The following is a 26,043-nucleotide window of genomic DNA, read 5'->3' on the forward strand; positions in this document are numbered from 1 at the left end:
TAAACAACCTGACAATCACCAGCGAAGAGGACGGGTCACGCCTGGGCTCTGTACTAGGTGAACTTTACGACCGGGGCACGCGCCAGGTTAGCGCCACTGGCCTGGGCGAGTACCTTGGCCACTGAGCATTTGAATTCAGCAGGGTTGTTCGTTTTCTAACCAGTGCGCGATACGCAAGGAAAATGAATAACACGCGTCATTTGGGCTGCTTATTTCGATTTTGGGAATTCTTTAAGTGCTTTACTGAGCTCTAAATGCACAGGAGGTTGCCATGAAAGAACGATACAACCCAGATTTCCCTACCCTGAGTCTGCATCACTTTAGTGAGGCTAGATTCAGCATGGAGCACGAGCTGAATCGTGCAGCTGGTGTTGTGCTTGATGGTATTAGGCAGTTCTACACGGAGCCGCAGCAAAAAGAGAATGCGCGTATCAGTCAGATCAAGCAGAAGGGATACCGCAAATCAGAGCACTTCGGGCAAGTGGCGATCTTCTTTTCGGTGAATCGGCGCAACAAGAATTACCCAGACGCGATGAACTATGAGCTTAGATACCGAGATTATGCTCGTGATGATGATGGCCAGCGCAAATACAACGCGAAACACTCAAAGGCGCGTCTCTTGGTTTTGCGAGGCCGCTCGTATGAGATCCGTAAAGGCAGTTACAGTAGTGAGTCTAGAGGCTTCTTTGCAGTCAAATCGCTGTCACGTCACATGAAGTCGTGGGAGCTCGAATTGCATGAACAGCTTGTCAACAATGTTGGGGTGCACCTTCTGTACTACTACCGCCTACGCAAGCACTACCAGAATATCTGCGCTGATGAGCGCTCACTCATTGAAACCGAGATCAGAAATCGATTTTTGATCTCCATTCCGGCCGCGCGCCGAAAGACCATCGACGACTTGCTGCAGTTTCGTGGCGAATTACTCGATAAAGCGGGCTTGAGCCCTACCTACGAAGGAAATACTTATGGCTAAGTTTATTCAGAAACGAAAAGCGCTCCAGTTCGAGGTGAACTGCCAGTCTGAAATCATGCACCGAATCTTGCTAGAGAGGGGTGGTGTATTGGTTGGCGCATTGCAGCGTGTCGCGACGCTTCGTGAACACTCCATTGGTCAAAAGCATCTACTCAACGCGATTGACACTCTGTTTAATCCCATTTTTGAACGTTTTGAAAATGACTACCTTCACTTAAAGCGAGAGTCTGACATTCTTGTTCGCCAGGGCAGAAAGGCGCTCAAGCGTCTCAACGTGAAAGAAAATGAATTGAAGTTCGCGGTACCTGAATCGTTCTGTCACATTCTAGAGCTTACGCATCCGAGCATGCTCAGCGTTGCAGACAGGGTCAGCGCAATGGATACGCTAGCGACCAGGCTTGAAAATTACTGGTACTGCGCATTGATTGACGACGAACAGTACGATGGCATTCGACGTCGATTGACAGGAATGATCCTTCGTATCTGCAATGAGATTTACGAGCAGACCAACCGCCTACGTTCCTCTACAAAATCGATACGTTCGACTAGGTACAGCGTTATCAATCAGCTGACCGCTTTTAATCAGCAAGCGGCCTATGAATCGGACCGATTAGCGGAAGAAGCGGCAACTGCAGAAGCTGTCGACACTGCGGATAGCGCAGTTGAAACGGACAATACTCAGCATCACCTGATTGATGACACCTTTTCCACTGAAGACATGACCGAGATGCTTGAAAATGTGGAAAGCACGCTTGAGAGCGATGTCATTGTCGATGACCAAGAGTTAGATGCTAACGTTGAGCTCGACGAAGAGCAGGTGAATTAACGCATGCTTACTTACGTTTGGGAGAAACTCAAGTTAAGCGCCAAAGGGCTCGACCTCGTGCGCCTTGAGTTACAAAACTCAATGAGCGCGGCCATCATTGATGAGCAGCGCAAACACATTGCTCAGATGCAGCAACAACTGCGCGAACTCATTGAGTATCCCCCAACACCAAGCGGCGTGCCAATCGTCAGTCGTTCTGATATTGCCTATGTGTACCGCGCCATTCTTCGAGAGACCTGGCTCGCTTCTGGGATGACCCCGGAAAGTACTGTACAAGGCAAGATCACCTTTGAAACCACTTACCTTGCGGTTATCAGGCGCATGATTGGTTTTTACCATCTGCTCCCTGCGTCTGAGTACAACCATCACCGTGAAGTTGGGGGACTACTGCGTCATTCGCTGGAAGTGGGCTTGATGTCGCTACGCGCGTCAAAGTTTACCAAGCCCAACCCAATTGGCTTTCAAGATATCGAGCGCGAGCGGATCCCGCGCTGGCAGTTTGCTGCTTGGCTTGTCGGTATTATCCACGATGCCGGAAAAATCATCGCTGACATGGAAGTGATCTCTCATAAGCCAGAAGGCCTGGTGTGGCAGCCCCAGGTTGAAGATATTTTTGAGTGGGCGGAGCGCGAGTCCATCCGCCGCTACACTGTCCATTGGCGCGCTGGTCGCGTTCACCAGGAGCATGACAATCTTTCAGTGATGCTGCTTGATAAGTTACTCACTGACGATTTGCGTCGCTGGTTATACACTTCTAGTGACAACTTGTCTCTACCGCTTATCAATTGCCTGCGCCACTACAAACAGAGAGACGGCTACCTCGAAATTTGCCTTCGCGCCGCTGATAATCGCTCCGCTGAAGCGGACATGCGAACCCAATGGCACCGTGCTTTCGGTAAACGACGCATCGGCGTGGAAACCTCGATTGTTCTTGCGATGCGCGATCTCTACAAGCGAAGCTGGCATAAAGGCATGGGCAAAGAGCATGCGCGTGTGTTCATGATTGATGGAAGTGTCTATCTGGATGCTGATAAGGCGATTAAAGAGATCATCGCTTATGTAAATAAGAGCCTGAATAACGCCCTACCTATCGTTCCTCAAGGGGTGATCAACATTATGTACGATGGCGGTATGCTCCGTCGTCTTCACCCATACTCTCAGACCTGTGAGCTCCGCTTTACCAAACCAAACAAAGAAACTGTATTCAAATACAACCTGGTGCAGCTCAACTGGAATGGCGCCTTGTTCGATAGCAACGTGTTCCCAGAGGATATGACCAATGCGACACTCACGCTCTCTAAGTTGGGTGAGCTGGTCAAAATTGACGAGGCCGGCCGTCTTGAATACTTCCCATCAAACATAGCCGAGGTGGAGAACTTCTTTACCGGCCATGATGTACCCGAGTTCATCGCATTCTCCGAAAAAGCGTTAAACAACATGAAAGGGCAAAAACCGACAGCCCCGAGTGATGGCAAAGCAATCGAGAGCGCTGGCAAGCAGGAGCAGAGTGCCAAAGAGTTGCCCCCTGGGACAGATAAGCCAGCACAAGCAGTGACGCAAAACGCGGCCAATACTTCGCCTAAGTCCAAGAAATCCACTTCGAAAAAGGCGCAATCTCAAAGAGCGCTTACTAATGCGTGCAGTTCCCAGTCTAAAGCAGCCAAAAGTGGTAACCCCTCAAATGGCGCCTCATCGTCGAAATCGCAGCGTGCTAAGCAAGGCCGCACAGGGTTCGCACCTTCACCGAGCAGTAAGGTCGCGCAGGCGCTCGGTTCATTCAATGACAAAACTGGGTTTGATGGACGCGATGTGCATCGTGAAGTGCCTGATCATCGTTTGCAAGACGTGGTGGTGCAAGACAGTGAGTCTGGGCGTGCAGTGAAAGAGATGGGCATCGATAAGCGTCCGAATGTGAAAGATGGCATGCCTGCGAATGTTCAGGCTTATCAAAATCAGGTTCAAATGCGAATGGACTCAGTCAGACACAATCCTACCGCTATTTTTCTTGCCTACTTACTCTCTCGAGGAGTGCTTGCCAATTACTGGGCAAAGGACAGAGATTGGATCCGCCCAGAAAAGCACAAGGGTTTGCTTTATGTCCGTGTCGGTTGGCTGACCGAGCTTCTCAACATACACAACCAAAGCGCCACGAAAGAACTTGACTTATTCGCTGTGGTTAAACAAAGCGACTACTGCCAAGCGGTCAAAGAGAAAACACTCGGAGACGGTGAGAACGGTTATGTGCAGGTGCTGCTGGATGTGTTTGCCTTGGCAGCGACCGTCGTCGCGGTGCCATCCACCGAGCTTTACAACATGGCGATGAAGGTCGACATACGAGGGGCACGATTTGCCGATCCAAAACCACTCGATGATAAGTATCAGCCGCTCAGCATCGTCAGCGCGTCATTCGCGAAGGCGTTACTTGAAAGCGAAGAGGCCAAAAGGATAGGTCTGTCCAAGGAGGCACTGCATGTTATATAGACCCGATACCGATACGATAACGCATCACTTTCGACCGGTTTATGAAGCCGATCAGGCTAAGGTATGGCTGGTGGGCTGTGCATTCTACGTAGTCGCTGGAGGTGTCGAGGCTGTTCGTCTGCTTTGGACAGGAAATTCGCTCAGCGACATGATGGTCTTTGCGGTTTGCGCAGCGCTTATCTGCGCAGTGATGGGGTACACCCGGTTTCGCCAGGCTTGGCCACTGGTAAAAAGACAAGCGAAGTTGGTGTCGTCACAACTGACCATTGAACCACTGGAAAAAACGCGTCAGCGCGCCAAGAAGTATAAAGACCGCACGTACTTTGGCGAGGGTTATAACTATGGCCCGGAACACGCCACCGACGCCTACAAAATTATGGCGATGTCTACCAAGCGTCGTAACATTGTCGTCCCGGTCTACCTAAGACAGTTTGTTCCTTACGATCCAGATTTGACGGAATATCTCGGTGGGGAGCCCTTTTTAATGGGGCTTGGTGAAGAGCACCCCATTTCGGTACGTGATGACACCTGGCGTGCACACACATTGTGCCAGGGCTTGCCTGGTACCGGTAAAACCACGGCGCTGAAAATCGTCGCTCTTAATGAGCTTTGGCGCGAAGAGCCAGTACTGCTTATCGTCATCGACCCCAAAAATACCCCGGAGCTGAAAAACGGCTTAGAAGCGGAGATGAAACGCCAAGGCAAAAGCGATCAGTTCTACTACTTCTCTCCCGCGAGACCGACAGAGTCGGTGGTGGTGGATTGCTTGGCCAACATTAACCGTACCACAGATATCGCCACGCGCATCATTAACTGTATCCCAGAAGGTGGCGCTAGTGGTGATGTGTTTAGAGCGTTCTGTTGGGAGCGAGTGAACCAAGTGGCTCAGGCGGCGCACTACGTCGGCGAGCGAGTGACGATAATGTCACTGCGTTATTACCTTCGACGTGAAGGCATGGCCAAGCTGGTTGAGTCGTGTCTTAAGCGTTATTACGTCGACAATTACGGTGACGAATGGGAAAAGAACCTCGCGAATAAATTCTCCAGCGTACCGGGCAAAAGTTTGTTCGATAAAATGATGACCTATTACCAGTCGACGCTGGCGCGTGATTACGCTGAAGAGTCGCTGTCGGGTATTATCGACCAGTTCAGCAAGTCCGACTCTGATGTCGCTTCAAAGACGGCATCGCTCAATGCACTTCTAGAGCAGCTCTGTTCAGAGCCATTATCACATTTGTTATCTCCAAATAACGACAAAGTCCTCGATAACGACCCGCGCATCGTGAACATCGAAGAGATCGCCCGAACCGGCGGCGTGTTATACATGGCGACCGATGGTTTGACTGACCCAATCATCAGTTCGTCCTTGTCGAAATTGGTGAGCTCCGCTGTAGCGGGGGCGTCGGCACATCGCTACAACTTTAGCCAAGGGGAAGAGCCCAAAGTCGTCTTTCTCATCGACGAGGCGCATTCCGCACTCAATACTATTTTGCTCGACCTTTTAGCCGTCGGTCGTCAGTCTCGCTATCAGCTGTTTCTCTGCACGCAAGGCCTGGCAGATATTTCTGATAAATGTGGTGAAGACACCATGATGCGCGTGCAGTCCTTGTGCGCGAACACCATCAGCTTTCGCTGTGAAGACAAACTGACTCGTGAGTATACCTCAGAGAAGATTGGCGTTGCCGACCTCGTCAAACACACCAAGATGCGCTCTAACACCACCAGCACCCACGACACGATGTCGCAGTTCACGGGTGGGCGCGGTATGCGCGAAGACTCTGAAGAGAGACCGCTCTTTCCGCCGCATTTGGTGTCCGCTTTACCGAACCTTCAAGCGATTTGTTCGTTCTCTAATGGTGAGAAGACGCTCGTGCGCTTGCCGGTCGAACCACGCTAATGGAGATGATATGGAATTAGTCGTTGAGCAGCATGGCGCGAAGAAACTCATTCAGCTGACGTTAAGCAGCGGCGATTCGCGCTGGCTTCGAACCATGTACACCCAGTGGCCGCGCCTGGCAGATATTACCACTAACATCACAATGCTGGTGGGGCATCAGGTTGGCCATGACCAGGAGCGAGTGTTGCGATCGATCTTAACCGGGCTTATTGAATGCTACCGTCGCCATCTCGATGCTGGGTTCAGTGTGTGGTCAAAGCATGCGTTTGTCACCATCTTCAACGAGCTTTCCCATGTTTTTGACTATTCCGTGTCGATAGAGATGCACAAAGCGCCGCCAACGGACTGCTCCGTGTATTGGGACGTTTTAGAATGCTCCTATCAAGAGTTCGTTGTGCGCCATAAACCCGCGCTCGATGCCGGTGAAGCAAGCTTGGTGTGTCACAAGAACAAGCACACCTTGACGGACTCGATGAGGCGCTCAATGACCATCTTGTTGCTGCCAAGGATTTACACCCGAGCGGATTTATCCATGTTTGGCCTAACCGCAAGTGTGGGCAAAGACACCTGCTACAGTTCGCTCGATGCGTTGATGGCACAAACGGAAGACAATGATAAGGAGCAAGACGATGTCCGCGTATGACACCAACGATCTTATCAACGAAGGCAATCGCGCCATCCTTGGCGACGGTAAGGCATCGTCGTCACGCATTGTGATTTTTGTCGTCGTGAGCTTCTTTTTGCTGCTTTCATACAGCACCTTCTTGGTGCCAACCGATACCCTCTCTGGCGAAATCGTCACGGAAGTAAAAAACAGTCAATCTGCTTTGGAGCCCGATCAGTTTCGCATAGTGCTGGCACGCACCGAGCGTTGGTATGAAGCGTCCGTCGTCGCCACTGGGATCCAGCATTATCTCGACAGTCAGGTTTCTAAAGGGGTGAGAGAAGGGGAGGCGCGCGGTAAAGGCATGATGGCACTCTTCCAAAATGGCGCCGCTCGCGTTGGGCAGAACATCAAACTGATGATCTATCGCAGCCTGTTTCGGATTAATTACATGGCGCAGTGGTTTATCTATGGTTCGGTGGCGTTTTTTATCTTCCTGCTTGATGCGTACTACACCTACAAAATCCGCTTAAGCACCTTTGAAGTTCAAAATATCAAGCTCTCCACGGTAATGCTCAACTCCACCACGCTCTATCTCATCATTTTGTGGCTGTACCTGTTTATTCCACTCTGGGATTTGAGTTTTTGGAATTACCTGCCTCTGGTCTTTATGGCTGGCGGGATCTTATCAACGACCACTCTCATCAGACACTACACGCGCGTATAAGGACTTTGGTATGAAACCCATTAGACGACAGCATTTCCTCACTAAGCCACTGACTTACTGGTCAAAGCGCAATGCAGCGCCTAGGCGTCGTAAAGGAGACACTCTGAGCGGGCAAATTGCGGACATGACCGAACGATTTAAGCTGTTCACTCGCATGAACACGCTGAAAGTCATCGCCATTGTTTCCGCGGTGGTGTTTGGTATTGCGCATACCTTGTATGTGTACCACTTCTGGCAAGCACCATTGCCGCACATCGCGCTTATTCAGCTTGAAGGCGCGGTTAAGCGTGGTTCAAAAACGGCCGATGGCACCATCTTGTCTGAAGCGTTAAAAAAAGCGATGAATGACCCGTTGGCGCACGCAGTCATCATTGAGGCGAACTCCCCAGGCGGCTCTCCCGTTCAAGCGGAGATCTTACACCGCACCATGATGGACATGCGCGAGACGACCCACAAAGCCATCTATTTTTCAGTCGGAGAGGCGTGCGCGTCAGCTTGTCTATACATGGCGAGTGCCGCCGATGTTGTATTGGCACACAAGAACAGCTTACTGGGCAGCGTCGGCGTGCGTATGGACACGTGGGGTTTTGACAAAGTGCTCTCAAAGCTTGAGATAGAAAGGCGCACCATGACTGCGGGGGCAAATAAAGCCTCACTTGACCCTTTCTTGCCAGAGAATCCTGAAGTGAAGGCGCACATGCAAACGCAGGTGCTCACTCCTTTGTATCGTCAGTTTAAAGCCGCCTTAATTGAGGGGCGTGGCAACAAACTTGATACCGGCAACCCCAATCTTTTTACGGGGCTTGTTTGGACGGGTGACGAAGCGGTCGCGCTCGGCTTTGCTGATGACATCATGACCCATTTCGAACTGCGAGAGCAGCTGATGGATGAGTACGACATCACACTCATTCAAAACTACACCAAACCCTCATTCAGTATTCAGAACCTTATGAGCTCGGATTTTTGGGCTGAAGTGGTCACGAAAGCGTTGACCAACCTTGAAGCTGAGCAACCTTTGACGATTCGTTAGGAGGACGTATGCGAACGATCACACTGCTAAACCAATATGACGAACTCTTCTATCAGGTGACTTTCGATAATCGCGCTGATTGGGATTTCTGGTGGGCGGAGAGTTTAATTCTGTTCAAAGTAGAGATGGTTAACGGGCGGTTCAAACACAACGATTTTGCTGTCCAAGATGCCATGGACGATCTTGAAATGCTCTTCGACATTTCGGTCGACGACAAGAAAGAGCTGGAACGAAGAGCCTTTCTCCTTGCTGCGCTTTTGCGCTGGATGATTGGGGAGAAGCCTCCATTCTCCGATTTGGTGGTGTCGCTTCGTGAGATGCGATTCCGATGGCCGGAATTGATCGATGTGGTATCGATGATGAAGCCCATGACGAGCGCCCATAAATATATGGCGATGCGTGAGTTGTGCCATTATAGGCCGGTGACAAGCGATCAGTTCATCACCTTGGGGGGTAGGCCATGGATGATGTCCAGGTAGAGTCGAGGGAGCTTTTTATTGCTTTGATTGTTGCCGTGTTTGCCGCGGGGATAGCCCTTGCGCTCATAGCGCTGTTTATCCCCAATGTGGCGCGGTTAGTCGACATGCTCGGCGGCCACGGAGGGCTCATTATTCCAGTTGGCATTGGGGCAAGCTTTTTTGTGTTAACGGTAGCGACTATCGCAGACAGGCCGATTGATAAGAAGCGTCGTGGTGGAGAGAGCAATGAATAGCACACACTGGAAGGCAAAGATCTGCAGGCGAATTATCTGGGTAGCGGCTGCGAATGCAGTGCTTGGGGCTGTGTTTGGGCTGGGCATTCCATTTTTGATATTGAACATGGATACGGCACTGGCGCCGTTACCTTACTTATCAAATGCTGGGCAGTCGCCTGGCTATTATTTGGTCGCACTGTGTGTGCTACTTGCCTGCTGTTTGACCGTTTTTATGCACCTCACTGAACTATGTCGTGCCAGACAACTGCTTTCAAGGATTTGCCTTCAACAAACAAAAGGATCGCTCTGATGAAACTAGAACCAGATAAACCGATGGCGTACAGGGCGCTATTGAAAGACGTGCACAAAAGAATAAGGCTGAGTGTCGCTGGCTGTGTGTCGGTGCCAATTGTATTGATCGAGCTGGATGCAGTGATACAACAGCTTGACCCGCTCGGTGAAATAAGCCGGGCTGGTGGTGAGTTCAAACTCATTATCATGCTATTTCCTGTGGTGTGTTCTTACATGGCTATCTTGGCGTATTTGGAGGCGAAACATCTGCGGAAGAAACTTGATGAAGGCTGCACACACAAGCCCCTTGCAAGTGCATCAAGCAGCGAGCTCGCAAGGCTGCGAATGTGGTCACGTCACTTTAGCTTTGTTCGGGAGTTTGAGATGCGCTGCCGCGCGGTTAACGCGCTCGTAACCAGTACAGATGTCAACAATGCAAAGCGTGCGGTTCAAAAGCATTTGTGCATGCCGGATGATGGAAAACGATAAGGAGAGCGTCATGAGAATAGGTACGGCACTCATAATAATTCTTGCGCTTTTTACAATCATAGTGACGAGTGTACTTGTTTTCTATATGCCAAAAATTGTGGACTCAGCTATGACAAATATGCAGGAACAAGCTTGGGCATGGCAAGACCTGATGGAGCAAGTGGAGCAAACGTCAGCTGGTGAGTCGTTTGAAGCCTGCAATATATGTTGTTGCAAGCATCAGTTTTGTATCTCTGAAGTTACTGCGCTGTCTAAGCGCTGAATTACGTTTAGCAAGTAGCCCTTGCTCGTATCTCAAACAAGAGGGCTAAACCGAGTAGATTAGGCGATAGAGAAAATGAAACCATTTTGTCTCTTGAGCCTGTGAGGCTTCAGGGCAAATTTGTATGCAATTAACATGTAAGCTCCAATCTGAAGGCTCTCTTTCAAAGCAGTTGCTATTCTCTCTGATGCATAATAAATGTGTTACACAGTCAGAGGATAGGTTTCATGGAACAGACAAAAAAAGAACTCACACGTTTCGAACTTGCGCAACAAAAGCGTGTATCGGTAGGTTTTTTGGGTGCAACACTCGGAGTGTTTGCGGCAAGAGCGCTAACCAGCGCAGCAATTGTCACAGTAGGTAAGGCGGTAGCGAAGAAGGCGTATGACGCGGCTTTCAATAAAAAAGTCTACTCTAGTGACGCAACACCACAAGACTGCATTACTTTGAGCAACGTTAATGCTTTGGCGTCAGCGAAGCTCTTAGTTAGCCAGGCATTTGATGAGCAAAACTACGCTGATGCAAATAATGCTATGGAGGAAGCGTGTAGCAATATCTCTCAAGGACTGAGCCTCGTTGAGTCTGGACTTGATGATGATGCCAAGGGCTATTTTGAGCAGGCTATTAAGGCTGCAGCAGAGGCAAAACGTATTGCGAACGACAAAACCAACCCAGGGTATTTAGGTCTCTATTACAATGCAGCGAGCCTGTTTATTCTCGCCAGTCGCCAGCATCTAGCTGTGCTGATTGATGAGAAGAAGATTGCAGGGTATAAGAAACTGTTGGTTGATAATATCGATGAGTTTGTTGGCCATGTGACCAACGAGAAAGCGACGACAGACTTTATTGAAAGTATTGAAGCTAAATTTGGCCAAGTCGAAACCTACAGGAAAGATGACTGGGATCAGTTCCAGTATACGTACGACGATGCGGGTAATCAGACTAAAGTACTAACACCAAATGAAGATAAAGATATGACATTGGCAAAAACAGTCAGGGCTGGTTTCCTAGAAGCTGAGCAGCAAGCTGCCTACAATGAAATGGTTCAACCTGACGTAGTCAATCAATGGCTCATGTTAAAAGAAGAATTGCAGGCTAGCGAGTAGCAACCTCGTAGCTACTAAAGAGCAACCTTCTGACGTTGGTCGCGCTTGGCGTCGAAGCTTTCGGGCTTTGGCGCCAAGTTTTCTGTAGCGGTACTACTTCTTCAACACTGACGTAATGCGCGCTCAAAAACCAGCGATTACGTATTTGTCTCACTCACTTATTTCTAACCCATCTAGAGCGGATAACGCAGTCGTAGAGCGAACTTATTCTGGGGCTTCTCAAGAGGCCATACTAACTATCAATCGTCTTGCCATGAGTATTCTTGATGGCTTTTATTAAATCCCAGTACCACATTGTCTGATGGGTGCCTTTACTGATTTTGTTTCGCAACCCCTGAGCTGTGATCGGCCTGCCCATCTCTGTCAATCTTTGCGCCACAGTAACAGCAGACACATTGTGTAGCCTCATTTCAGCTTTGATGTGCCTTTTGATTTCGTCGTGTGCGACCTCATCTAGTGCTTTCTCACAATCCGACTTTGTTTGTTTAGTTATTCCGTTCGTCACTCTAAGTCCAATAACCGTGTTGGATGACATTTATAATCGCACGCGATTAAAAAAAACGCAAGCAAACTGGATTTATAACCGTGTATGATTATACTTTAAGGTGTAAGCACACAAAATGATTATGCGCAGTTAAACAGAGAGGCACGATGATGACGATTTCAACATTAAGTGACTACATCATGGATAACTATGACTACAACGAAGAAGTCGATGACTTTTGTATCGGCAAAAGCGCTCTGAGCGGTACTGAGGGTTATCTTGATGAGAACTTTGAAAACCTCGTGAATGACTTTTTGAATCAAGTAGAAAGGAAAGGCCATGTGAATGGCAATGAGATAGTTCTGCATCGAAAAATAGGTCTATCTCGAGGCGCGCAGCCCCGCCCATGCTTGGGTAAATCTTGGAGTCTAACTAGCGAACGGGCGACAGCGTATTGCGTTGATAGAAGCTTTAGAGACGTCGAGAATAGAGCTCAAGATATTGTAGAGCTTACTGCCACATTTTCTGTGTCTGATATTGATTGGTTGGAGTCTTTCCACCTCTATGTTTTAGTCGATTTTAAAGACTACGAACTTCAACCAAAGGATGGTGTAACACCTCTTGATCTCAAAGTAGCTGGTAGACCTGTTGTTATCGATGACGAGTACCGCATCGCTGAGTACCAAAATAGCTGAGCTGCGATAAGCACTAACTAAAACCACGAGGGCGAAGACAATGAATGCTTTTATCTTTCTTATTAATGAGTATGGACACTATTTTCAAATATCTAAGCAGGCATGGTCTCAGTTTGATACAGACTATCTGCTCAGGGCAGGGTGTGAGCTGTATCCGTCAAAGGATGCGATGTACCAATGTGTGATGAGCCGAGATCAACTCGCTTTGGATGAAGTGGATGGTACTGAAATCTTAATTATTGCAGACGACAAAGGGGTTATAGTCGAGGTCAGTCATAGCGGCCAGCGAACTGAGGTAGACGATCAGGATATCAACGACTGGTTGGCTGCCTATAAGCTCTGAACCGTTAACAGCGTTTGTGCTTCAAGAGTTGCTGAACAAATGAATATCCTCCCCCGTTTTGGTTCTAAGCCCTGCAGTATGCGGGCTTTTTTCCTTTTTTGGGGGAGGGTATTCCGTCGCTGCCATACTGACGATGTTTCCATTACAGCCGTTCGAATTAGGAGTCAGTTATGAGCCATCAAAGAAACAAAAATACTGATACAAAACCACTCTCGCATGCCCCCTATTCTGCAGCGCAGCCTGAGGTTAAGAATCGAGATGCTGAAATTTGCTCCTTGCAGCGTTCAGCGTCTAGAGCAAGGTTCTTTAGAAGTCTGCCTTTGATTGACCACGCTGAACATGATTACTTTCAGCGACAGTGGGACGACATGGAAGCCAATATCTCTCTATTTGATGACTTTCTAAGTTAGCTTATGGCGACGAAAGTGAGCGCGCAATCGCCATCCATATACCTTGAATCTTAGCTTGTACATTGGGCACCTCAGCCATGAAATAGCTTTAGAAGAGCCGCTAACTCAATGTTATGAAGGCTAGCTAGATAAGCAGCACTAAACAGCAGTAGTAGTTTGCAGAGTGTCTTGATGATTTCTCCAAGGTGCTCTGAGTTGAACCCCTCTGTTTTGACACACATAAATAACAGTGTGCAGATACAAGCAATCCAATAAACCATACGTCCTCCTTGTTCCCCAGCGCGCCATTCACTTAATCTAACCGAACGCAGCAGCGAGTGTGCGAATTTCCATGCTTACTTTTAAGAGCACTTTTGTTTCCGCATTTTTGACAGTGAAGGTGGTACAGATTGCTTTCCCTTCTACATGCACACGCAACCTATCTTTTGTAGCTAATGTCCAGTGCTTCAAGAGCGTTTGCCTTAGCACCTCTCATACAAAGTCCATAGGGGTGTAGTCATCATTTTTCCAAATGAACTATGTAGTGCAGTAAATAGGGGCAGGAGCTGAGATTTCAATGCAAAAGAAATAAAACGAGGCACTTATGATTTTGGATAAGGGAGCAGTTGATACAAAAATACCTACCACTAGGTAGGTATTTCATCATGTAAAGCCTGCTGGCCGGTCAAGACGCTTACGCGTTTACGTCTTCTAATTTCAATAATTATGGTTTGTAAAAGTAGCGGTTATCAGACAAAACATAACCAATGATCTGCAAACCTTCCGCTTCAGGATCCAGTATGGTCGACATGCAAGCATCGCCTTTCGAAATATACTTATCAATCTCTCCTAGTTCTATGGGTAGCCTTGTATCGACATGCTTTGTAAGAGTGGGGAGCTCAACCATACCTATCAAAGTGGCGAAATAGTGGCTAGGCACACAAATTAGCAACTCACTGTTACTGAGAATGTCTGCGCTACAAATTGGGTATTTTTTCCCATCATCGCCGGTGTACATTTCGGACAAGGTAGAGTTTTCCAGAAGCGCAGCAATGTATGTTAAGTCAAAGCCCTTAGGTAACTCGACGACTACACTCTCCAGCGCATTTTTCACTCGGTCTGCGAACAATTGGATTTTGTACATATCGTGAATAATCGCTTGTGCCGCCTCTTCGTCAGTCGATGCGTTGCTAAGAACGATTTTTGTCACAGTTGCTTCGTCATCGCCATAGTTGCGGTAGTTGGGGTTATCGTTCTTTAGCTGAGCGCATGCAGCAAGCGCCTCTTCTAGGGTTTTGCACCACGCTTTCTGAGTTGCTCTATCCCAAGCACCCCCATCAAGGCATTCGACCCTAAATGTTCTATTTTCGCCATCAAATGACTCGAAAATGAAAGGCACGTTAAACCAGGCCTTTATCTCTTGTTCACTGCGTTGCTCATTACTGATATCAGGGTCTAGGGGGCTAAATTGAACGATTGGGCAACCTTCTATGACGTCGAACTCTGTTTGCTTTGGTGGGGCTTGCGTTAGTGCTAGCAGTATTTCTTCTTCGCTTAGTGAGTCGTATCGCTGGCTGAATGCAGCGGAGATGCGCTCATAGAATTTATCTGTCTTACGCCAGTTCAACCAACGTCCCGTTTCGTTGGTGTCACTAGAAGCGAGGGCTTTGGCACAGTGTGTGAGTTCCGAGTGACCTTTATAGCCGAACGCCATCGCGAGCGCGTCATTCCGCTTAAATGCGGAGAGCAGGGCTTGGTCACGGTACCTATAAACGATACTGCTGGAAATTTGCTTAGCTAATTGTTTGAAGTCTTCAAAATCCGAAGGGTAGACTTTGATCTGATGGGGCATACATTCACCTATATCTATAGTGCATCCGCTTGCCTCAGGTGCACTACGTAAGTCAATGCATAGAATAAGATGTATAAAAAGCTATTGAGCATGGCAAGGCTCGAGGCGCAACCCTCAGTGCAATACTATCGTAAAATCAGAATGTTGCAATAGTCTATTGATTAAGTATGCGGGCTACGCTGCCGTTCTTTACGATAGAGCACAAAAGCCTCCGTCGTCTGATATTCATCTGAGTCGACCTTAGGCATATTGGAGCACGTAATCAGTTAATCGTTTAGCGAAGGCTGGTGGTACGGCGTTGCCAATAAAAGCTTTTGTGGCGACTTTCGAGGCTGGCCAATTGTAATTAGCAGGGAATGTTTGCGCGGCGGCTATCTCCTCAATTGTGATTGGTCGGATTTTATCTCCGATCACAAGACTGTGTTTGTTCACGGTGGTGATTGTCGGTATAGGGGCATGAATGCTGTGCCCGCTGGTGGCACTGCCGTAGGCTGAGTCAATGAAGATATCACCATGGTCACGTCTCGCGTTAGCCACTCGCTTGCGTGTCGCCGGTACACGATTGGCAACGTTATCCCAGTCATGTCCTGCGATACTGAGATCAAGAAAACTGCTCGCACCAATGAGCGGCTCTTTTTCAAGCTGAATAGGTAAGGGTGATCGCGTTCTTGTGGCAAGCAGTATAAGGCGATTACGACTTTGTGGTACACCATGATGTTTTGCATTGAATGTGTTTTCAGAGACGGCGTAGCCAAGGGCTTTCAATGCTGCAAGCCAAATGGGATATAGTGACCATTTTTTGAAATCTATGACGTTTTCAATCAGAGCAACCGGCGTTTTGTGACACTCTAGACAGCTAATGACAGCCCAAGCGGTTGATCGGCTCTTGTCAGAGTGGTAGTCGTTGTGAGGTTTTCCGCGTGCACGGGAATGTCCCTGACAGCATGGGCTAGCGTAAAGAATGTCGTGCTTTGGTAAAAGACTCCAGTCTGCTTGGTGTAAGTCTTGAGTAACGTGTGTAGTGTTTGGGTGATTTCTTTGATGGGTCTCTACAGCAAGTGCATTGTGATTTGCTGCCCAGAGAATATCGACTCCTCCTAGCGTGGCTCCGACGCTGGTTCCACCAGCGCCTGCAAAAAGGTCAACGGCGGTGGCTACTCGATTATTTATCATGACAAGGATCTCCTATTCGTGGTCTCCTCTCCATTCTTCAGCAGGTGGGTTAAAAAAAGTCCGAAATTAACTAAAAAAACTTCGTAAACGGACTTTTCTCAGAACGTCCCCCTTTATGATGGTCGTAAGGTTAGGCCATCAGCGGCACTTGCTTGGTTCGTCCCGAGACGGTCTAAATCTAAGTTAATTCTTGATGTGGCGTAGCGATATCGCTTGATTGGAAAGAGGTATGGTCGAGCTCTATTGAAAGCCATGAGGAGTGCGAAAATGGAAGTGATTGTTCAACTTGAAAATGGCGAGAAACGTATCGAAAACCTAGTCGAGTTTTCTGAAGGTGCGTTGGAAGATCTTTGTGAACGTGTTAGTTCAAATACAGGCCATTGTGTAGAAACTATCGATCTCTCGACGTCGGAGCTCAAGCTGTTTTAGCCCTAAAAAAGCCCGCAGTTGCGGGCTTATGGGATTCTGTTTATGCGCAAGTTCAGCAACCAAATACTGCCTCGCTCAAGGCATTGGATGATTTTCGTCGCAAACGAGTAGGCGTACTGCGTTTGGTTCTCTGCTTGTTATCGATAACCTTCAGGGTATGACTACCGTCTCCCTTTACGACTATAACGGTTTTTTGTTTACCATTTGTTTTAGACATGTTATCACTCCTCATCCTCTGTAGCATTATACGACATAGAACTTGTCGAGTCACTATTTTCAGCTTGATGACTATTGGCGTCTAAATCAGTTCTCCATACATATACAGCGTATGCGATAGCATCCAGCAGAGGCTCGGCTAAACTCAGAAACAGATTCGGATTTCCTTTTAGCAATCTTTCGTGCCCTGCGTAGAGATTCAATACTAAGTCAGTACTTTTCCCATCGATTTCATTTTCATTTTCGTCAACTTGGTCATATTTAAGTTCAATCGGCACAGAGAGTAAAGATCTAGCAGTATGATCCTGTACATAATATTTGTGCAAACTATCTCTTTGGCTTTCACTTATGTGCCGACTCTGCTCCTTATACAACCAGTCTTCAACACCTCTTAGAAAGCTGGGGTAATACTGATATACGCCTGAAGAAAAAGCACGAGGAGCGCCTATTACTCGTTGCTGTGTCTTTCTATCACAATTAATCTCTTCAACGATTGGTAATAATAGTGGCCTCTCAGGTCTAGTTGAACTTTCGTGTCCTGCAATGTAGAGGTTAAATTCGTCTTTGTGAGCCACTGCGATAGGGGTAAGAATCGCATCTATCTGTTCAATTGCAGCTTTTGCGCTGGCGCCATCGAAAAATATGTTACAAGTATCCCAATGATGTTCAACCTGCTGCTCCGCTTCCGCTGGTAACATGACTAGCATAAGGTTAACGCTAATCGTGTTACCATTTGAACCTTCATATTCGTCGGCCAAATCGCGTAGTTTTGTTAAACTATCTTTTATGACATCTAAGGGAGTCATTTCTTCATTGTCAATTAAATATTTGTAATCTAAAACTTTTTTAACTGTCGGTACATATGTATCTGTGAGCCAATGGTCAGAAGGGAGTAACCTTATGCTTTCTATGCGCTCCTTCTCAGAATCTCTTACTAGCTTACTGTTATAAGCCTCGCATATAGCCTTAATAAAAGAGATCGAAATTACTATTAGAGCGTAGTCCTGAACTCCAGTACTAATACTACACCAACTAAATTGTAGCCAATTAGTAACTGGCATAGAGTCATATAAACTGAAGTCAATGCTACTAAATTGAACACCCAGTAACGCGCCCAGTATTAATTGCATGATGATGACGAAAAAAGTGAAAACAGGATGGGTAATTAATGCCATAGAAAACCTGAACGAGTACTTCAAGAACTGACACGAGAGGTTGTAAATAACACCGAAAAAGTTGAGTTTGAGCCGCTTTAGCTGAGATTTTAAAAAGTTCACGTTTCAAGTTCTTGAAAGTAAGCTAATTTCAATATTTTAATCAGTTTACACTGTTCAAAATTGGTAGCAAAATTTCTTTGTGGACTTTAATTGAACCAATTCTTGGGTGTATATTACGTGGTTTTTATTGGACTCGTATATCGCGCAGTTTCGTCTTAGCGCTCGCATCAAGTGAAATCATCCTCGCCCATTAGCGCTGTTTTCTTTTCCGACTACTTCTGCTTCAAACAAAAGGCATCTCAAGAGCTTTCAAAAAATAATAGTCAAGCTCAATCATTTTGGCTTCTAAATCGGACTTTTCCCCTCATTGAGTCGCGTACTCTGTTAATCAAGTCAGTGAACAAAGGAGTGCCTCATGGGTGTATTTTTTGGTACCACACATTTTGTCGTCTTCGCCGACAGCCCATCGGATTGCTTGGTCAGCGTATCCAATTGCTACCCGTCACCATTGAACCCAAATGTCTACGAGCCAGTTGTTGGCCGTGAATATCTCTCTTTGGGTGAGGTAAAGCACTTTGACGATTTCGAGTCTGCCAAGGAGGCGCTCAGGTCACATATCTTGTCAACGACCGAGCTGGATCTCCTATCAAACGTCTATGCACAGACTTCTGCAAAAGTCGATTTAGAAAGGCTGCAGCATGAGCGCAAAGTGGCCATTCGCAATAGCCGTAACGTAGCCTCTGATTCCAAAGGATATTTTCAACAAGAGATCGAGCGCTTAAACAAGCGAATTGAGTGTCACAAGTCGTCGGTTGCCAAGCTTGACGCTCAGGTCAGAGCGCTACGTGCGCTGTGCAGAAGAAAGATTGAAGTGTCATTTTTACCAAAGGAGAAGGTCTATGCTTGAACGAGGCTTAGCTGCAGACTTGATGCAAAAGATTATGGAAGCGTGCGACTTTGGCGAGTACGAACTGGTGGCGTGCGATGGCGTCGATGTCTACGAAAAGAGTATTGAGCAGGTGTGCTACTTCAAGCGCTGTGAGGATGAGCCACATGCCACACGGCTATGTTTAACGAATGACGCTGTTCGTCACCCATACTTACTCAATTGTGAGCAGGTACGCGAACTGCTTAAAAAAGAGTTAGCCGAGATCAATCATGAAGTGTTGCCGGTTACGGGCAATTTACTACAGTTTCCCGTATCCAATAAGGCTAAGGTAGAGCCAGTTCGTGAAGTGGTCTTTCTTTCAGGGGCAGTGACCGCCGGTGATATTACGTCTAACCGCAAAAGGTTCATGGACAGCGAGAAGCGCTATAAAGACTTAGGCTATACCGTTATCCACACCTGTCAGTTACCGCTTGGACTGGGAGAGCGTGCCTACATGCGGGCTTCGATGGCGATGATATTCAATTGCGATAGAGTTGTGATGTTATCAGGATGGGAGCGCTCCTCAGGCGCACTAGCAGAGTACTTTTTGAGTAAAAAACTAGGATTACCTATCGTGTTTGATAACCCTAGTCATCCCAGTGAGTCTGATACAGCTTGCACCACTACATCCACTCACTGAATATATGCGAAGGTGGTATCGTGGGTATGCCACCGCAGCATTTTTTGTACTTCTTACCAGAACCGCATTTGCAGGTATCGTTTGGTTTGATTTTTGCCTTAGCGATATGAGGATTTGTTGTCGGCTTCTTTTTTTGTTGCTCAAGTGATGTTCGGATCTCCTGAAGCATCGTGCTGGCTTCGCTAGAAATCCGCTCAGCAATTTGCCTTTGCACAATCCTAGATAAGCTGTACTCAATACCTATTTGGCTACCCATTTTTATCGCTGTATTTAACAACTCATGGCCTTGTTTCTCGTCTTTACTGTCGGTAACGCCTTCAAAGTAATCTATGGCCTTGGTAGCGTATGCGTCAGGGCAGTCGAGCTCAATCGCTCTGTCTAGAAACTTGCGCGCCTTGTCATGATCGGGAGCGATGAAATTATTATCGGTATAAAGCTGATAGAGGTCGATAAGTGCTTTCGTGTTCTCTTGTTCTGCCGCCTTGATAAAGTATTCGATAGCCAATTCATAGTCTCCTTCCCGACACAGAACGTTGGCCAATAGGCATTGTGAAGGGGCGTAGCCGGCATTCGTTGATACTTCCAGCCGCTCTCTTGCGTACTGAGGCAAATTATCATCGTTATACAACTGATAAGCGACACTCGCGTATCGAAAGAGTGGCTCCGATTTTCCCCATTCCAAGATCATTTCATGGACGGAATTTTCGTGACCTTTCAGTTTTCGATAGCCTTCCATGTTTGTTGATAAGGCGCAGGCCATGCTGTAGCAGGCGAGAGCATGCTCAAGAAGCTCCATTCGCGACACTAGCTCAAGATCTGTTCCTATAACCGAACCATGCAAGACGCTATGGTGATACAACGACTCGTACATTCGTCCGGCTTTCATCTTTGCGTTGTAGTCAGTGCTTAATGTCGCTTCTGCAATAATGACTTCGGGCTTCTTTATGCTGACTTTGGCAAGGGAAAGGTCAAGCTCACGTCTGTTATGTAGAAGAGATGATACGGTTTTAAGAACGTCTAGTAGCTCCTCTCTTGCCGACAACGCTAATTCTCTCAGCTTGTCTTTTCTTTGATCATGAGTATCTGCAGACACTTCTTTTTTGTGCGCGCCGCTGTTGCCCTTAATTCGAATCGAGTGTAGGAGGTCAGCAAGGTGACTATCTATTTTGCTGGCGTCTTGCAACTCTTTAATTTTCGTGAAAATAGAGGCGGCCTTTAAGCTGTAGTTGTGGTGAGCGGCGATAAGGTCAATGATGTGATCGATAAGGTCGCGTAAGGTGACTAGGGTGTAATCTGGCAGTTCATCGATAACTTCAAGCGCAGTGCGATAGTCACCGGTAAATTCAGTCAGGTATGTGTCGACAAACTTCAAGTCCGTTATGCGTTTCATCCCTTGCCTTCTGCTCGTTGCGTCGCTTATTAGTATGGGTGCATATAATAACCACGCTTAAACAGAATGGATAGAGCGATAGGTCTACTGTATTGATTTTATGAGAGATAGGTAGGTTTAGCCTAGGATGATTGACGATTCTCACCGGCAAGAAAGAGTCGTAATGTCAGCGGTAAAATGCCGAGCGCGAGCAGCAGATAACCGGGGGCAGATACGCTCCAGTGGTTACTATTGCCATTACCGCAGATGGAGAGATACGCATCAGGGAGACCCTGGGCGGTAAAGTGGCACCAAAGTACATTTAAGAGAAACATCATCATAAGCCCTGTGACTATCAGCAGGGAACTGGCTGTCAGGGATAGCCTGGATATTCTGTCGATCATAGCGTCACTTCCTGGTTTGCGAGGATGGCAACAAGCGCATCTGGATCCATCAATAGGCCAAAGAATAGGTCAACGACCTTCGGTGCCGGTATGACTTGCTGATAGAAGTCGTTAACGACTTGTTCTGTAGCGCTTGGTTGTTGCATTACTGCAATAGCGATGCCGACGCAATCTTTATCAATCCTCGTGGAAAAATCTTTAACGCAAAGTAGATAGCTGTCAGCAAACGCTTGATGCGCGGATGACTGAAGTGAGAACTCGTGAGAAATGGAATGCTCTATCTTATCGATGTGGTTTCGATTCGCCATGATAGCAGCAGCAAATGAGGCGCCTAACACCAAATAGAGCAGTAAGCCGCACGCTCTAAGTGACATTTTCAATACGGGGTTAGTTGCTTCTTCCATGTCGCTCTCCTATTTCTTTAGATAAAGCATAGAGCGATATGCACTTGGCTTGAGGTTAACAATTTCAACCTGGAGGTCGCCTCTACTTTAGAGAACAGTGAACAAGGGAGGTCCGAATGAACAAGGTAATTGTCGCCGCCATTATTATCGCGCTTGGCAGCGTCATTGGTGGGTATCTTGCAAACCCATTCCACAGTGCAATGCACGAATGTAAAGCCAGCAGTCCAACAATTACTGATGCTGCTTGTATTCGTGTGGTTTCGGGATACAAGTAGGGAGAACAAAGAGTGAAGTGCACGTGGACTTATAGGATTGAGATTGAAAAAGATAAGACACTAGGTGATCTCGACGGAACTGGGGGTATAAAGACGTGGAAGCACATTAACAACACTTTCGGGCATGGAAACTTTAAGGGAGTTACTATCCATGACCAACAGCGTCTAGGCAGTAAGAAGATATTTATAATAGCCGCGCACCATATTGAGCCAGAGAGAGCTGAGAAAATAGCTCGGGAGCTAGAGCTGTTTCTAAACCTATTAGGCGTACCTTACGAAGAAACGTATCCGCGTTAGCGACAATCCCACAAAGAGCTAAAACTGCAGCGACGCCTCGAGCAGCGCTTGGCGTCGCTCGTTAAATTGTCTTTTCAAACGGCTCATATGTGACGCAGTAAGATCAAGCAATTCACAGACACGTGCTTGCGGCATATTGTGCACTAGGATCATTTCTAGGGCGCCAGTACTTTGCTTGCTTGGCTGGGTCGCGTGTAGGTCTATGAGTAGCTGAAATTGAGCTAGTGGGAGAGGGCTGCTCGCCTCCCTGTCGAGTTTCTTCAACTTATCTGCCATTGCCTGCCAACCTGCTACCGTGCGCTCGATATAACGACGAAACTCGTAGTCTTCGCCTAACTCATCAATAGCGTTCTGAAGACCAGCTGCTGGCACTGTCGTCACTAGTTTCTCTGCTGCTTCGTGAGCGCTCTTATTTCGAGGCTTGCGCGATACTGATGCTAATGCCTTGATTTGCTCTGGCGTGTACAGTGCTCCCGATGTCATTACGATGCCTTCCTTAACGATTCTAATAGCTGACGCTTTGAGTCAGACAGTTTGCCTTGTGCGCCAGCCATACTCGAAACAGATACGTTGGCTCTGATCGCCTGCTCCGCATTGACTGTCGCTAATTGAGTATATAACGGATGTACAGGAGAATTAAGAGCACTAATACAATCACTTAAGGCTTTTTCTGTCGCCTTTTGCATGCCTTGCTCAGCGTTGTGGCCTAGCGCATAGGCTACTCTGTGCGTCATGCCAGTGAGGAGTAAAAACGGGTTTCGACCAAGTCCATATTGTTTAAAGGCTTCTGCAATAGGTGAAAGCAGTGCCTCGTCATCAAGTTCCAGGTTACCCAATCCATCATCGCGAAAATCGTCAAGGGTTAACTCGGTCAGTGCTGCCGATACGCCTTTGCTGATACTCTCAAGTTCGCGGCGAACATGCGACAAACATGCATGAGCGGTTTTTGCATAGAAAGTTGCGAGAGACTGCATGCAAGGCAGGTTGGCTAAGATCTGTTTTTGTTCCTCGCGAGTGGTCAAAAGCTTTAGCATGGCATCGAAATGTGTTGCGCCTGCTGAATACGTTTGAAGCCAAAGTTCGTTGACGGATTGCTTCGCATTGTCTTTGTCAGTAAGTCTGTGATGCGCGTCATAGATGGCATGGCCAACCAGCTCTGTTTGAAGGTGCTCAAAATATTCTTCAATCCTCGCTTGAACAACGCGCTCTACGCGCTGGTGAGTGGCTTGCTGCTGTTTTTTACTTAGCGCTCTACGTGAAAGGTTTCGCGCACGTCGGATCCACTTGAGGTGGTTGGCTTTTTGAAGACGATGCTCACTCATGAAAATGACATTCGGCAACTGAGACAGCCTTTGATAGTCAAAATCAGAGATTTGGTAGAGTGCACTTGAGTGGAATAACTCGGTTCTAGCGAGGCTACGCTGCACATAGCTCTCAAATGACGTGGACATGATAAGACCGGCGTGATTCATCAAGTAGTGAAACGCGGCAGTTCCTTGATAGGTGCGAGCGCCAAGTCCTGCTGAACGGCTACGTAGAAGCGCTTGGTTGTGATTGGCTATACAGGTATTCCAGTGGGTCTCTATGAAGTTCTGAAACGCAGTGTCGTCGATGTCGATGGAGTATTCCATATGCCCAACAAGCTCTTCATCCAAATTGTAGTCGTGCAGTTGGAAGAGCTGCACTCGCTTCTGACTTCTATCTGGCAGCCAGTAACCAATATGTTGTTCAAACTGCTCCGCTTGGCTGGAGCGTGTAGAAGGGACGTAATCTTGAAGGGACGTGCGTCCAGCAACCCATTTACCATCACGCTCTTTGCTTCTCTTGCGCATTGTAAAGCGCACGCCACTTTGGCGCTTGTTGGTTTTCGTTTCACGTAAGGCAGGGTAGGCGCTCGAAAACTCTTTGCACTCGGGCATTTCAGTTAGAAACTCAATGCTGATGACATCGTGCTGCGACAGGTGCTGTGCAATCATGTCCTCGGTGGTAATATCCTCTCCGTAATTCTTGACTAGCACTCGATGCAGCTTGTTTTTTGCAAGTAAGAGGAGCTGCTGGTGGGCGTTCGAAGACGTTGGCAAATCAAAGTTAACCCCGCGCTTGCTGCGTTTTACTGAAAGTGACTCGCCTTGATCATCGATTCGGTAAACCACCTTTAGGCGTAGGTTATGCAGCGCTGTCATATTGTGACGGTTTACAAATCGGCCGTCAGCGTCTGGAGTTAGCACAGGTGTTGCTTGCGATGAGTATTCAGTTAGGTTGATTGGCGAGTGCGCCAAGCACTCTTGTTCGCTTGCCTCGCTGTTAAACGTTTTTACCGGTGTGAACAGTTGATAAACCAGTGCATCTGGTACGGTTTTATTTAGCACCGAAGCATCGTCCCAATCAGGGAGTCCTGCGGCGCGGCGTGCATCATTGAGCTCAGAGTTAAGCATGGGAAACGGCTTGCTCTTGCCATGTTGAACCGCATCTAAGATCTTCATGGGTCTGTAGGGTGTCGATTTAACCCCATTCAGTGACCATAGAGCAGACAGAAGTACCGCGTGCTGCTCAGTGAAAAGAGACAGCATCGGTGCGTCGCTCATGCGCGCGATGTACGCTTCACGGTATTCACGCTTCACGGCATCAGATAAAGTTGGGTCACTCATGATATCAAGTACCCCTTCATCGTTGTCGATATCACCTGACGCCAAGCGCTCCCAAAATTCTTCGTGAATGCGCTTTTGTTTTTCAGTGATCTGCGCCGCGTAGTAAAGCAGATTCTCTAAGACGTTTGCTTTTAGAACATTGGGCTGAAGGTAGATGTTACTCGTCACTCCGCAGGTCGCTCGAGGGTGATAAGCTCTATGGCGAACATCAAGACTGACTCGAACAAAGTAATCACGAAAGCGAAGTACATCGTCACCAAACCTAGCCCAGCGAGGATACTGCATGATCTCCTTGCCACTGTGATCATCACTGACCACGGGGCAACATTGACACCCATATCTTGCCGTTCCGCCGTAAGTTGACTGTGACGTGACGCTACACACGTCATCAGAACCTTCACCGTACAGAGCGAGCAGCAAACCAAAGCTCTCACAAAAAGCAGGAATAGCGTGCTGCTTGGATGGGCGTTGAACGGGGTTTTGCCCAGCGTGTGTTAGATAGTTGATGACGTCGCGAGTATCCCAATCAGAGATGGGTGCGAAGTTGGTGATGCTGTAGCCGACAGGTAGGCTCTGCCAATGCTGTATAAGTGAAGCAGCGGTGCGAGAATCTGTGCCTGCTTTCTTCATGTTATTCTTACGATGTTGGCTTTCCTACAGCGCCAATTACATCTAGGCAATCTCCATTTATGTTACACATGGTGTTAGTAAAGGGTTTTGTCGATGTAACAACAAAAGAACTTAAAATCATTGTCTCTCCATTCATGTGAAGCCAAATGGGTTAACTTTGTTACTAACTGTTGGTGAACAGTATAGTTTGATTAGATCTGTAACTCTTTTTAGCTCCCTATAATGATATAGGCTCTAGAGATTGAGGCTCATTGTTACCAGCAAGGC

The 26,043-nt window shown here is 47.5% G+C and carries 30 protein-coding genes; 20 read left to right on the forward strand and 10 right to left on the reverse strand.

All coding sequences use genetic code 11. The annotated features are described in order from the left end of the window. Positions 1-271 precede the first annotated feature (271 nt). The 13 genes from AC6I8Y_RS25725 (at position 272) to AC6I8Y_RS25785 (ending at position 11,383) form a co-directional block, all read left to right on the forward strand. Complete coding sequence (locus tag AC6I8Y_RS25725) at positions 272-976, forward strand: hypothetical protein (RefSeq protein ID WP_353500229.1); 705 nt, start codon at positions 272-274, stop codon at positions 974-976. Further along, positions 969-1,802 carry a hypothetical protein gene (locus AC6I8Y_RS25730; RefSeq protein ID WP_498023285.1) on the forward strand — a complete coding sequence of 278 codons (834 nt, stop codon included), beginning with the start codon at positions 969-971 and terminating at the stop codon, positions 1,800-1,802. Before AC6I8Y_RS25725 ends, AC6I8Y_RS25730 begins: the two co-directional genes overlap by 8 nt. A 3-nt stretch (positions 1,803-1,805) precedes the next feature. Beyond that, the gene (mobH, locus tag AC6I8Y_RS25735; RefSeq protein WP_498023286.1) at positions 1,806-4,283 is read left to right on the forward strand and encodes a MobH family relaxase; all 2,478 of its coding nucleotides are present in this window, start codon (positions 1,806-1,808) and stop codon (positions 4,281-4,283) included. Beyond that, positions 4,273-6,180: a conjugative transfer system coupling protein TraD gene (traD, locus tag AC6I8Y_RS25740; protein WP_498023287.1), complete on the forward strand. Its 1,908-nt coding sequence runs from the start codon at positions 4,273-4,275 to the stop codon at positions 6,178-6,180. The genes mobH and traD overlap by 11 nt, the downstream gene beginning before the upstream one ends. Positions 6,181-6,190: 10 nt before the next feature. Then, positions 6,191-6,823, forward strand: a complete 633-nt coding sequence (locus tag AC6I8Y_RS25745; protein WP_353500233.1) for a hypothetical protein — start codon at positions 6,191-6,193, stop codon at positions 6,821-6,823. Then, complete coding sequence (locus tag AC6I8Y_RS25750; protein ID WP_446569821.1) at positions 6,810-7,511, forward strand: IncC plasmid conjugative DNA transfer DtrJ family protein; 702 nt, start codon at positions 6,810-6,812, stop codon at positions 7,509-7,511. Before AC6I8Y_RS25745 ends, AC6I8Y_RS25750 begins: the two co-directional genes overlap by 14 nt. 10 nt (positions 7,512-7,521) lie before the next feature. Continuing rightward, complete coding sequence (locus tag AC6I8Y_RS25755) at positions 7,522-8,541, forward strand: S49 family peptidase (protein WP_498023288.1); 1,020 nt, start codon at positions 7,522-7,524, stop codon at positions 8,539-8,541. Between the two features lie 8 nt (positions 8,542-8,549). Beyond that, complete coding sequence (locus AC6I8Y_RS25760) at positions 8,550-9,020, forward strand: hypothetical protein (RefSeq protein ID WP_498023289.1); 471 nt, start codon at positions 8,550-8,552, stop codon at positions 9,018-9,020. Then, complete coding sequence (locus AC6I8Y_RS25765) at positions 9,002-9,253, forward strand: hypothetical protein (RefSeq protein ID WP_353500237.1); 252 nt, start codon at positions 9,002-9,004, stop codon at positions 9,251-9,253. The genes AC6I8Y_RS25760 and AC6I8Y_RS25765 overlap by 19 nt, the downstream gene beginning before the upstream one ends. After that, positions 9,246-9,545: a hypothetical protein gene (locus AC6I8Y_RS25770; protein WP_498023290.1), complete on the forward strand. Its 300-nt coding sequence runs from the start codon at positions 9,246-9,248 to the stop codon at positions 9,543-9,545. The genes AC6I8Y_RS25765 and AC6I8Y_RS25770 overlap by 8 nt, the downstream gene beginning before the upstream one ends. Beyond that, the gene (locus tag AC6I8Y_RS25775) at positions 9,545-10,015 is read left to right on the forward strand and encodes a hypothetical protein (RefSeq protein WP_498023291.1); all 471 of its coding nucleotides are present in this window, start codon (positions 9,545-9,547) and stop codon (positions 10,013-10,015) included. Before AC6I8Y_RS25770 ends, AC6I8Y_RS25775 begins: the two co-directional genes overlap by 1 nt. A 109-nt stretch (positions 10,016-10,124) precedes the next feature. Continuing rightward, positions 10,125-10,277, forward strand: coding sequence for a hypothetical protein (locus AC6I8Y_RS25780; RefSeq protein WP_498023292.1), 153 nt, complete (start codon positions 10,125-10,127; stop codon positions 10,275-10,277). Positions 10,278-10,504: 227 nt separating this feature from the next. Next, complete coding sequence (locus tag AC6I8Y_RS25785; protein ID WP_498023293.1) at positions 10,505-11,383, forward strand: hypothetical protein; 879 nt, start codon at positions 10,505-10,507, stop codon at positions 11,381-11,383. A 232-nt stretch (positions 11,384-11,615) separates the two neighbouring features. On the opposite strand, the gene AC6I8Y_RS25790 is transcribed toward AC6I8Y_RS25785, so the two are convergent. Next, complete coding sequence (locus tag AC6I8Y_RS25790) at positions 11,616-11,888, reverse strand: DUF6471 domain-containing protein (protein WP_498023294.1); 273 nt, start codon at positions 11,886-11,888, stop codon at positions 11,616-11,618. 146 nt (positions 11,889-12,034) lie between these two features. On the opposite strand from AC6I8Y_RS25790, the gene AC6I8Y_RS25795 reads away from it, so the two are divergent. The 3 genes from AC6I8Y_RS25795 (at position 12,035) to AC6I8Y_RS25805 (ending at position 13,315) form a co-directional block, all read left to right on the forward strand. Further along, positions 12,035-12,562 (forward strand): hypothetical protein, encoded by a 528-nt coding sequence (locus AC6I8Y_RS25795; protein ID WP_498023295.1) that lies wholly within the window; start codon positions 12,035-12,037, stop codon positions 12,560-12,562. A gap of 40 nt (positions 12,563-12,602) precedes the next feature. After that, entirely contained in the window at positions 12,603-12,905 is a 303-nt protein-coding gene (locus AC6I8Y_RS25800; RefSeq protein WP_498023296.1) for a hypothetical protein, read from the forward strand. 170 nt (positions 12,906-13,075) lie between these two features. Beyond that, the gene (locus AC6I8Y_RS25805; protein WP_498023297.1) at positions 13,076-13,315 is read left to right on the forward strand and encodes a hypothetical protein; all 240 of its coding nucleotides are present in this window, start codon (positions 13,076-13,078) and stop codon (positions 13,313-13,315) included. Between the two features lie 71 nt (positions 13,316-13,386). Here the strand turns inward: AC6I8Y_RS25805 and AC6I8Y_RS25810 are convergent, their stop codons facing one another. The 4 genes from AC6I8Y_RS25810 to AC6I8Y_RS25825 form a co-directional block, all read right to left on the reverse strand. Then, positions 13,387-13,575, reverse strand: a complete 189-nt coding sequence (locus AC6I8Y_RS25810) for a hypothetical protein (RefSeq protein ID WP_353500255.1) — start codon at positions 13,573-13,575, stop codon at positions 13,387-13,389. A gap of 37 nt (positions 13,576-13,612) precedes the next feature. Further along, on the reverse strand, positions 13,613-13,783 hold the full coding sequence (locus AC6I8Y_RS25815; RefSeq protein ID WP_498023298.1) for a hypothetical protein: 171 nt from the start codon (positions 13,781-13,783) through the stop codon (positions 13,613-13,615). Positions 13,784-14,018: 235 nt separating this feature from the next. After that, a complete protein-coding gene (locus AC6I8Y_RS25820; protein WP_498023299.1) occupies positions 14,019-15,146 on the reverse strand; it encodes a hypothetical protein in 1,128 nt (375 codons plus the stop codon). 240 nt (positions 15,147-15,386) lie between these two features. Then, a complete protein-coding gene (locus AC6I8Y_RS25825) occupies positions 15,387-16,319 on the reverse strand; it encodes a DNA cytosine methyltransferase (RefSeq protein WP_498023300.1) in 933 nt (310 codons plus the stop codon). Positions 16,320-16,586: 267 nt separating this feature from the next. On the opposite strand from AC6I8Y_RS25825, the gene AC6I8Y_RS25830 reads away from it, so the two are divergent. Beyond that, on the forward strand, positions 16,587-16,748 hold the full coding sequence (locus AC6I8Y_RS25830; protein WP_446569801.1) for a hypothetical protein: 162 nt from the start codon (positions 16,587-16,589) through the stop codon (positions 16,746-16,748). Between the two features lie 221 nt (positions 16,749-16,969). Here the strand turns inward: AC6I8Y_RS25830 and AC6I8Y_RS25835 are convergent, their stop codons facing one another. Beyond that, positions 16,970-18,139 (reverse strand): hypothetical protein, encoded by a 1,170-nt coding sequence (locus AC6I8Y_RS25835; protein WP_498023301.1) that lies wholly within the window; start codon positions 18,137-18,139, stop codon positions 16,970-16,972. Positions 18,140-18,596: 457 nt separating this feature from the next. On the opposite strand from AC6I8Y_RS25835, the gene AC6I8Y_RS25840 reads away from it, so the two are divergent. Then, positions 18,597-19,088: a hypothetical protein gene (locus tag AC6I8Y_RS25840; RefSeq protein WP_498023302.1), complete on the forward strand. Its 492-nt coding sequence runs from the start codon at positions 18,597-18,599 to the stop codon at positions 19,086-19,088. Beyond that, on the forward strand, positions 19,081-19,749 hold the full coding sequence (locus AC6I8Y_RS25845; RefSeq protein WP_498023303.1) for a DUF4406 domain-containing protein: 669 nt from the start codon (positions 19,081-19,083) through the stop codon (positions 19,747-19,749). Before AC6I8Y_RS25840 ends, AC6I8Y_RS25845 begins: the two co-directional genes overlap by 8 nt. Here AC6I8Y_RS25845 and AC6I8Y_RS25850 read toward each other — a convergent pair. Together AC6I8Y_RS25850 and AC6I8Y_RS25855 are read right to left on the reverse strand one after the other, a co-directional pair. Next, positions 19,733-21,139, reverse strand: coding sequence for a DUF4145 domain-containing protein (locus tag AC6I8Y_RS25850; protein WP_498023304.1), 1,407 nt, complete (start codon positions 21,137-21,139; stop codon positions 19,733-19,735). The genes AC6I8Y_RS25845 and AC6I8Y_RS25850 overlap by 17 nt on opposite strands. A 379-nt stretch (positions 21,140-21,518) precedes the next feature. Then, entirely contained in the window at positions 21,519-21,926 is a 408-nt protein-coding gene (locus tag AC6I8Y_RS25855) for a hypothetical protein (protein ID WP_498023305.1), read from the reverse strand. Positions 21,927-22,042: 116 nt separating this feature from the next. Here AC6I8Y_RS25855 and AC6I8Y_RS25860 point away from each other — a divergent pair, with 116 nt between their 5' ends. Next, positions 22,043-22,201: a hypothetical protein gene (locus AC6I8Y_RS25860; RefSeq protein ID WP_498023306.1), complete on the forward strand. Its 159-nt coding sequence runs from the start codon at positions 22,043-22,045 to the stop codon at positions 22,199-22,201. A 315-nt stretch (positions 22,202-22,516) separates the two neighbouring features. Here AC6I8Y_RS25860 and AC6I8Y_RS25865 read toward each other — a convergent pair whose 3' ends face one another. Together AC6I8Y_RS25865 and AC6I8Y_RS25870 are read right to left on the reverse strand one after the other, a co-directional pair. Further along, the gene (locus AC6I8Y_RS25865) at positions 22,517-22,981 is read right to left on the reverse strand and encodes a hypothetical protein (RefSeq protein WP_498023307.1); all 465 of its coding nucleotides are present in this window, start codon (positions 22,979-22,981) and stop codon (positions 22,517-22,519) included. Next, positions 22,981-25,776, reverse strand: coding sequence for a hypothetical protein (locus AC6I8Y_RS25870; RefSeq protein ID WP_498023308.1), 2,796 nt, complete (start codon positions 25,774-25,776; stop codon positions 22,981-22,983). The genes AC6I8Y_RS25865 and AC6I8Y_RS25870 overlap by 1 nt, the downstream gene beginning before the upstream one ends. Positions 25,777-26,043 lie beyond the last annotated feature (267 nt).

This window comes from Vibrio sp. KUL78, assembly GCF_059725505.1.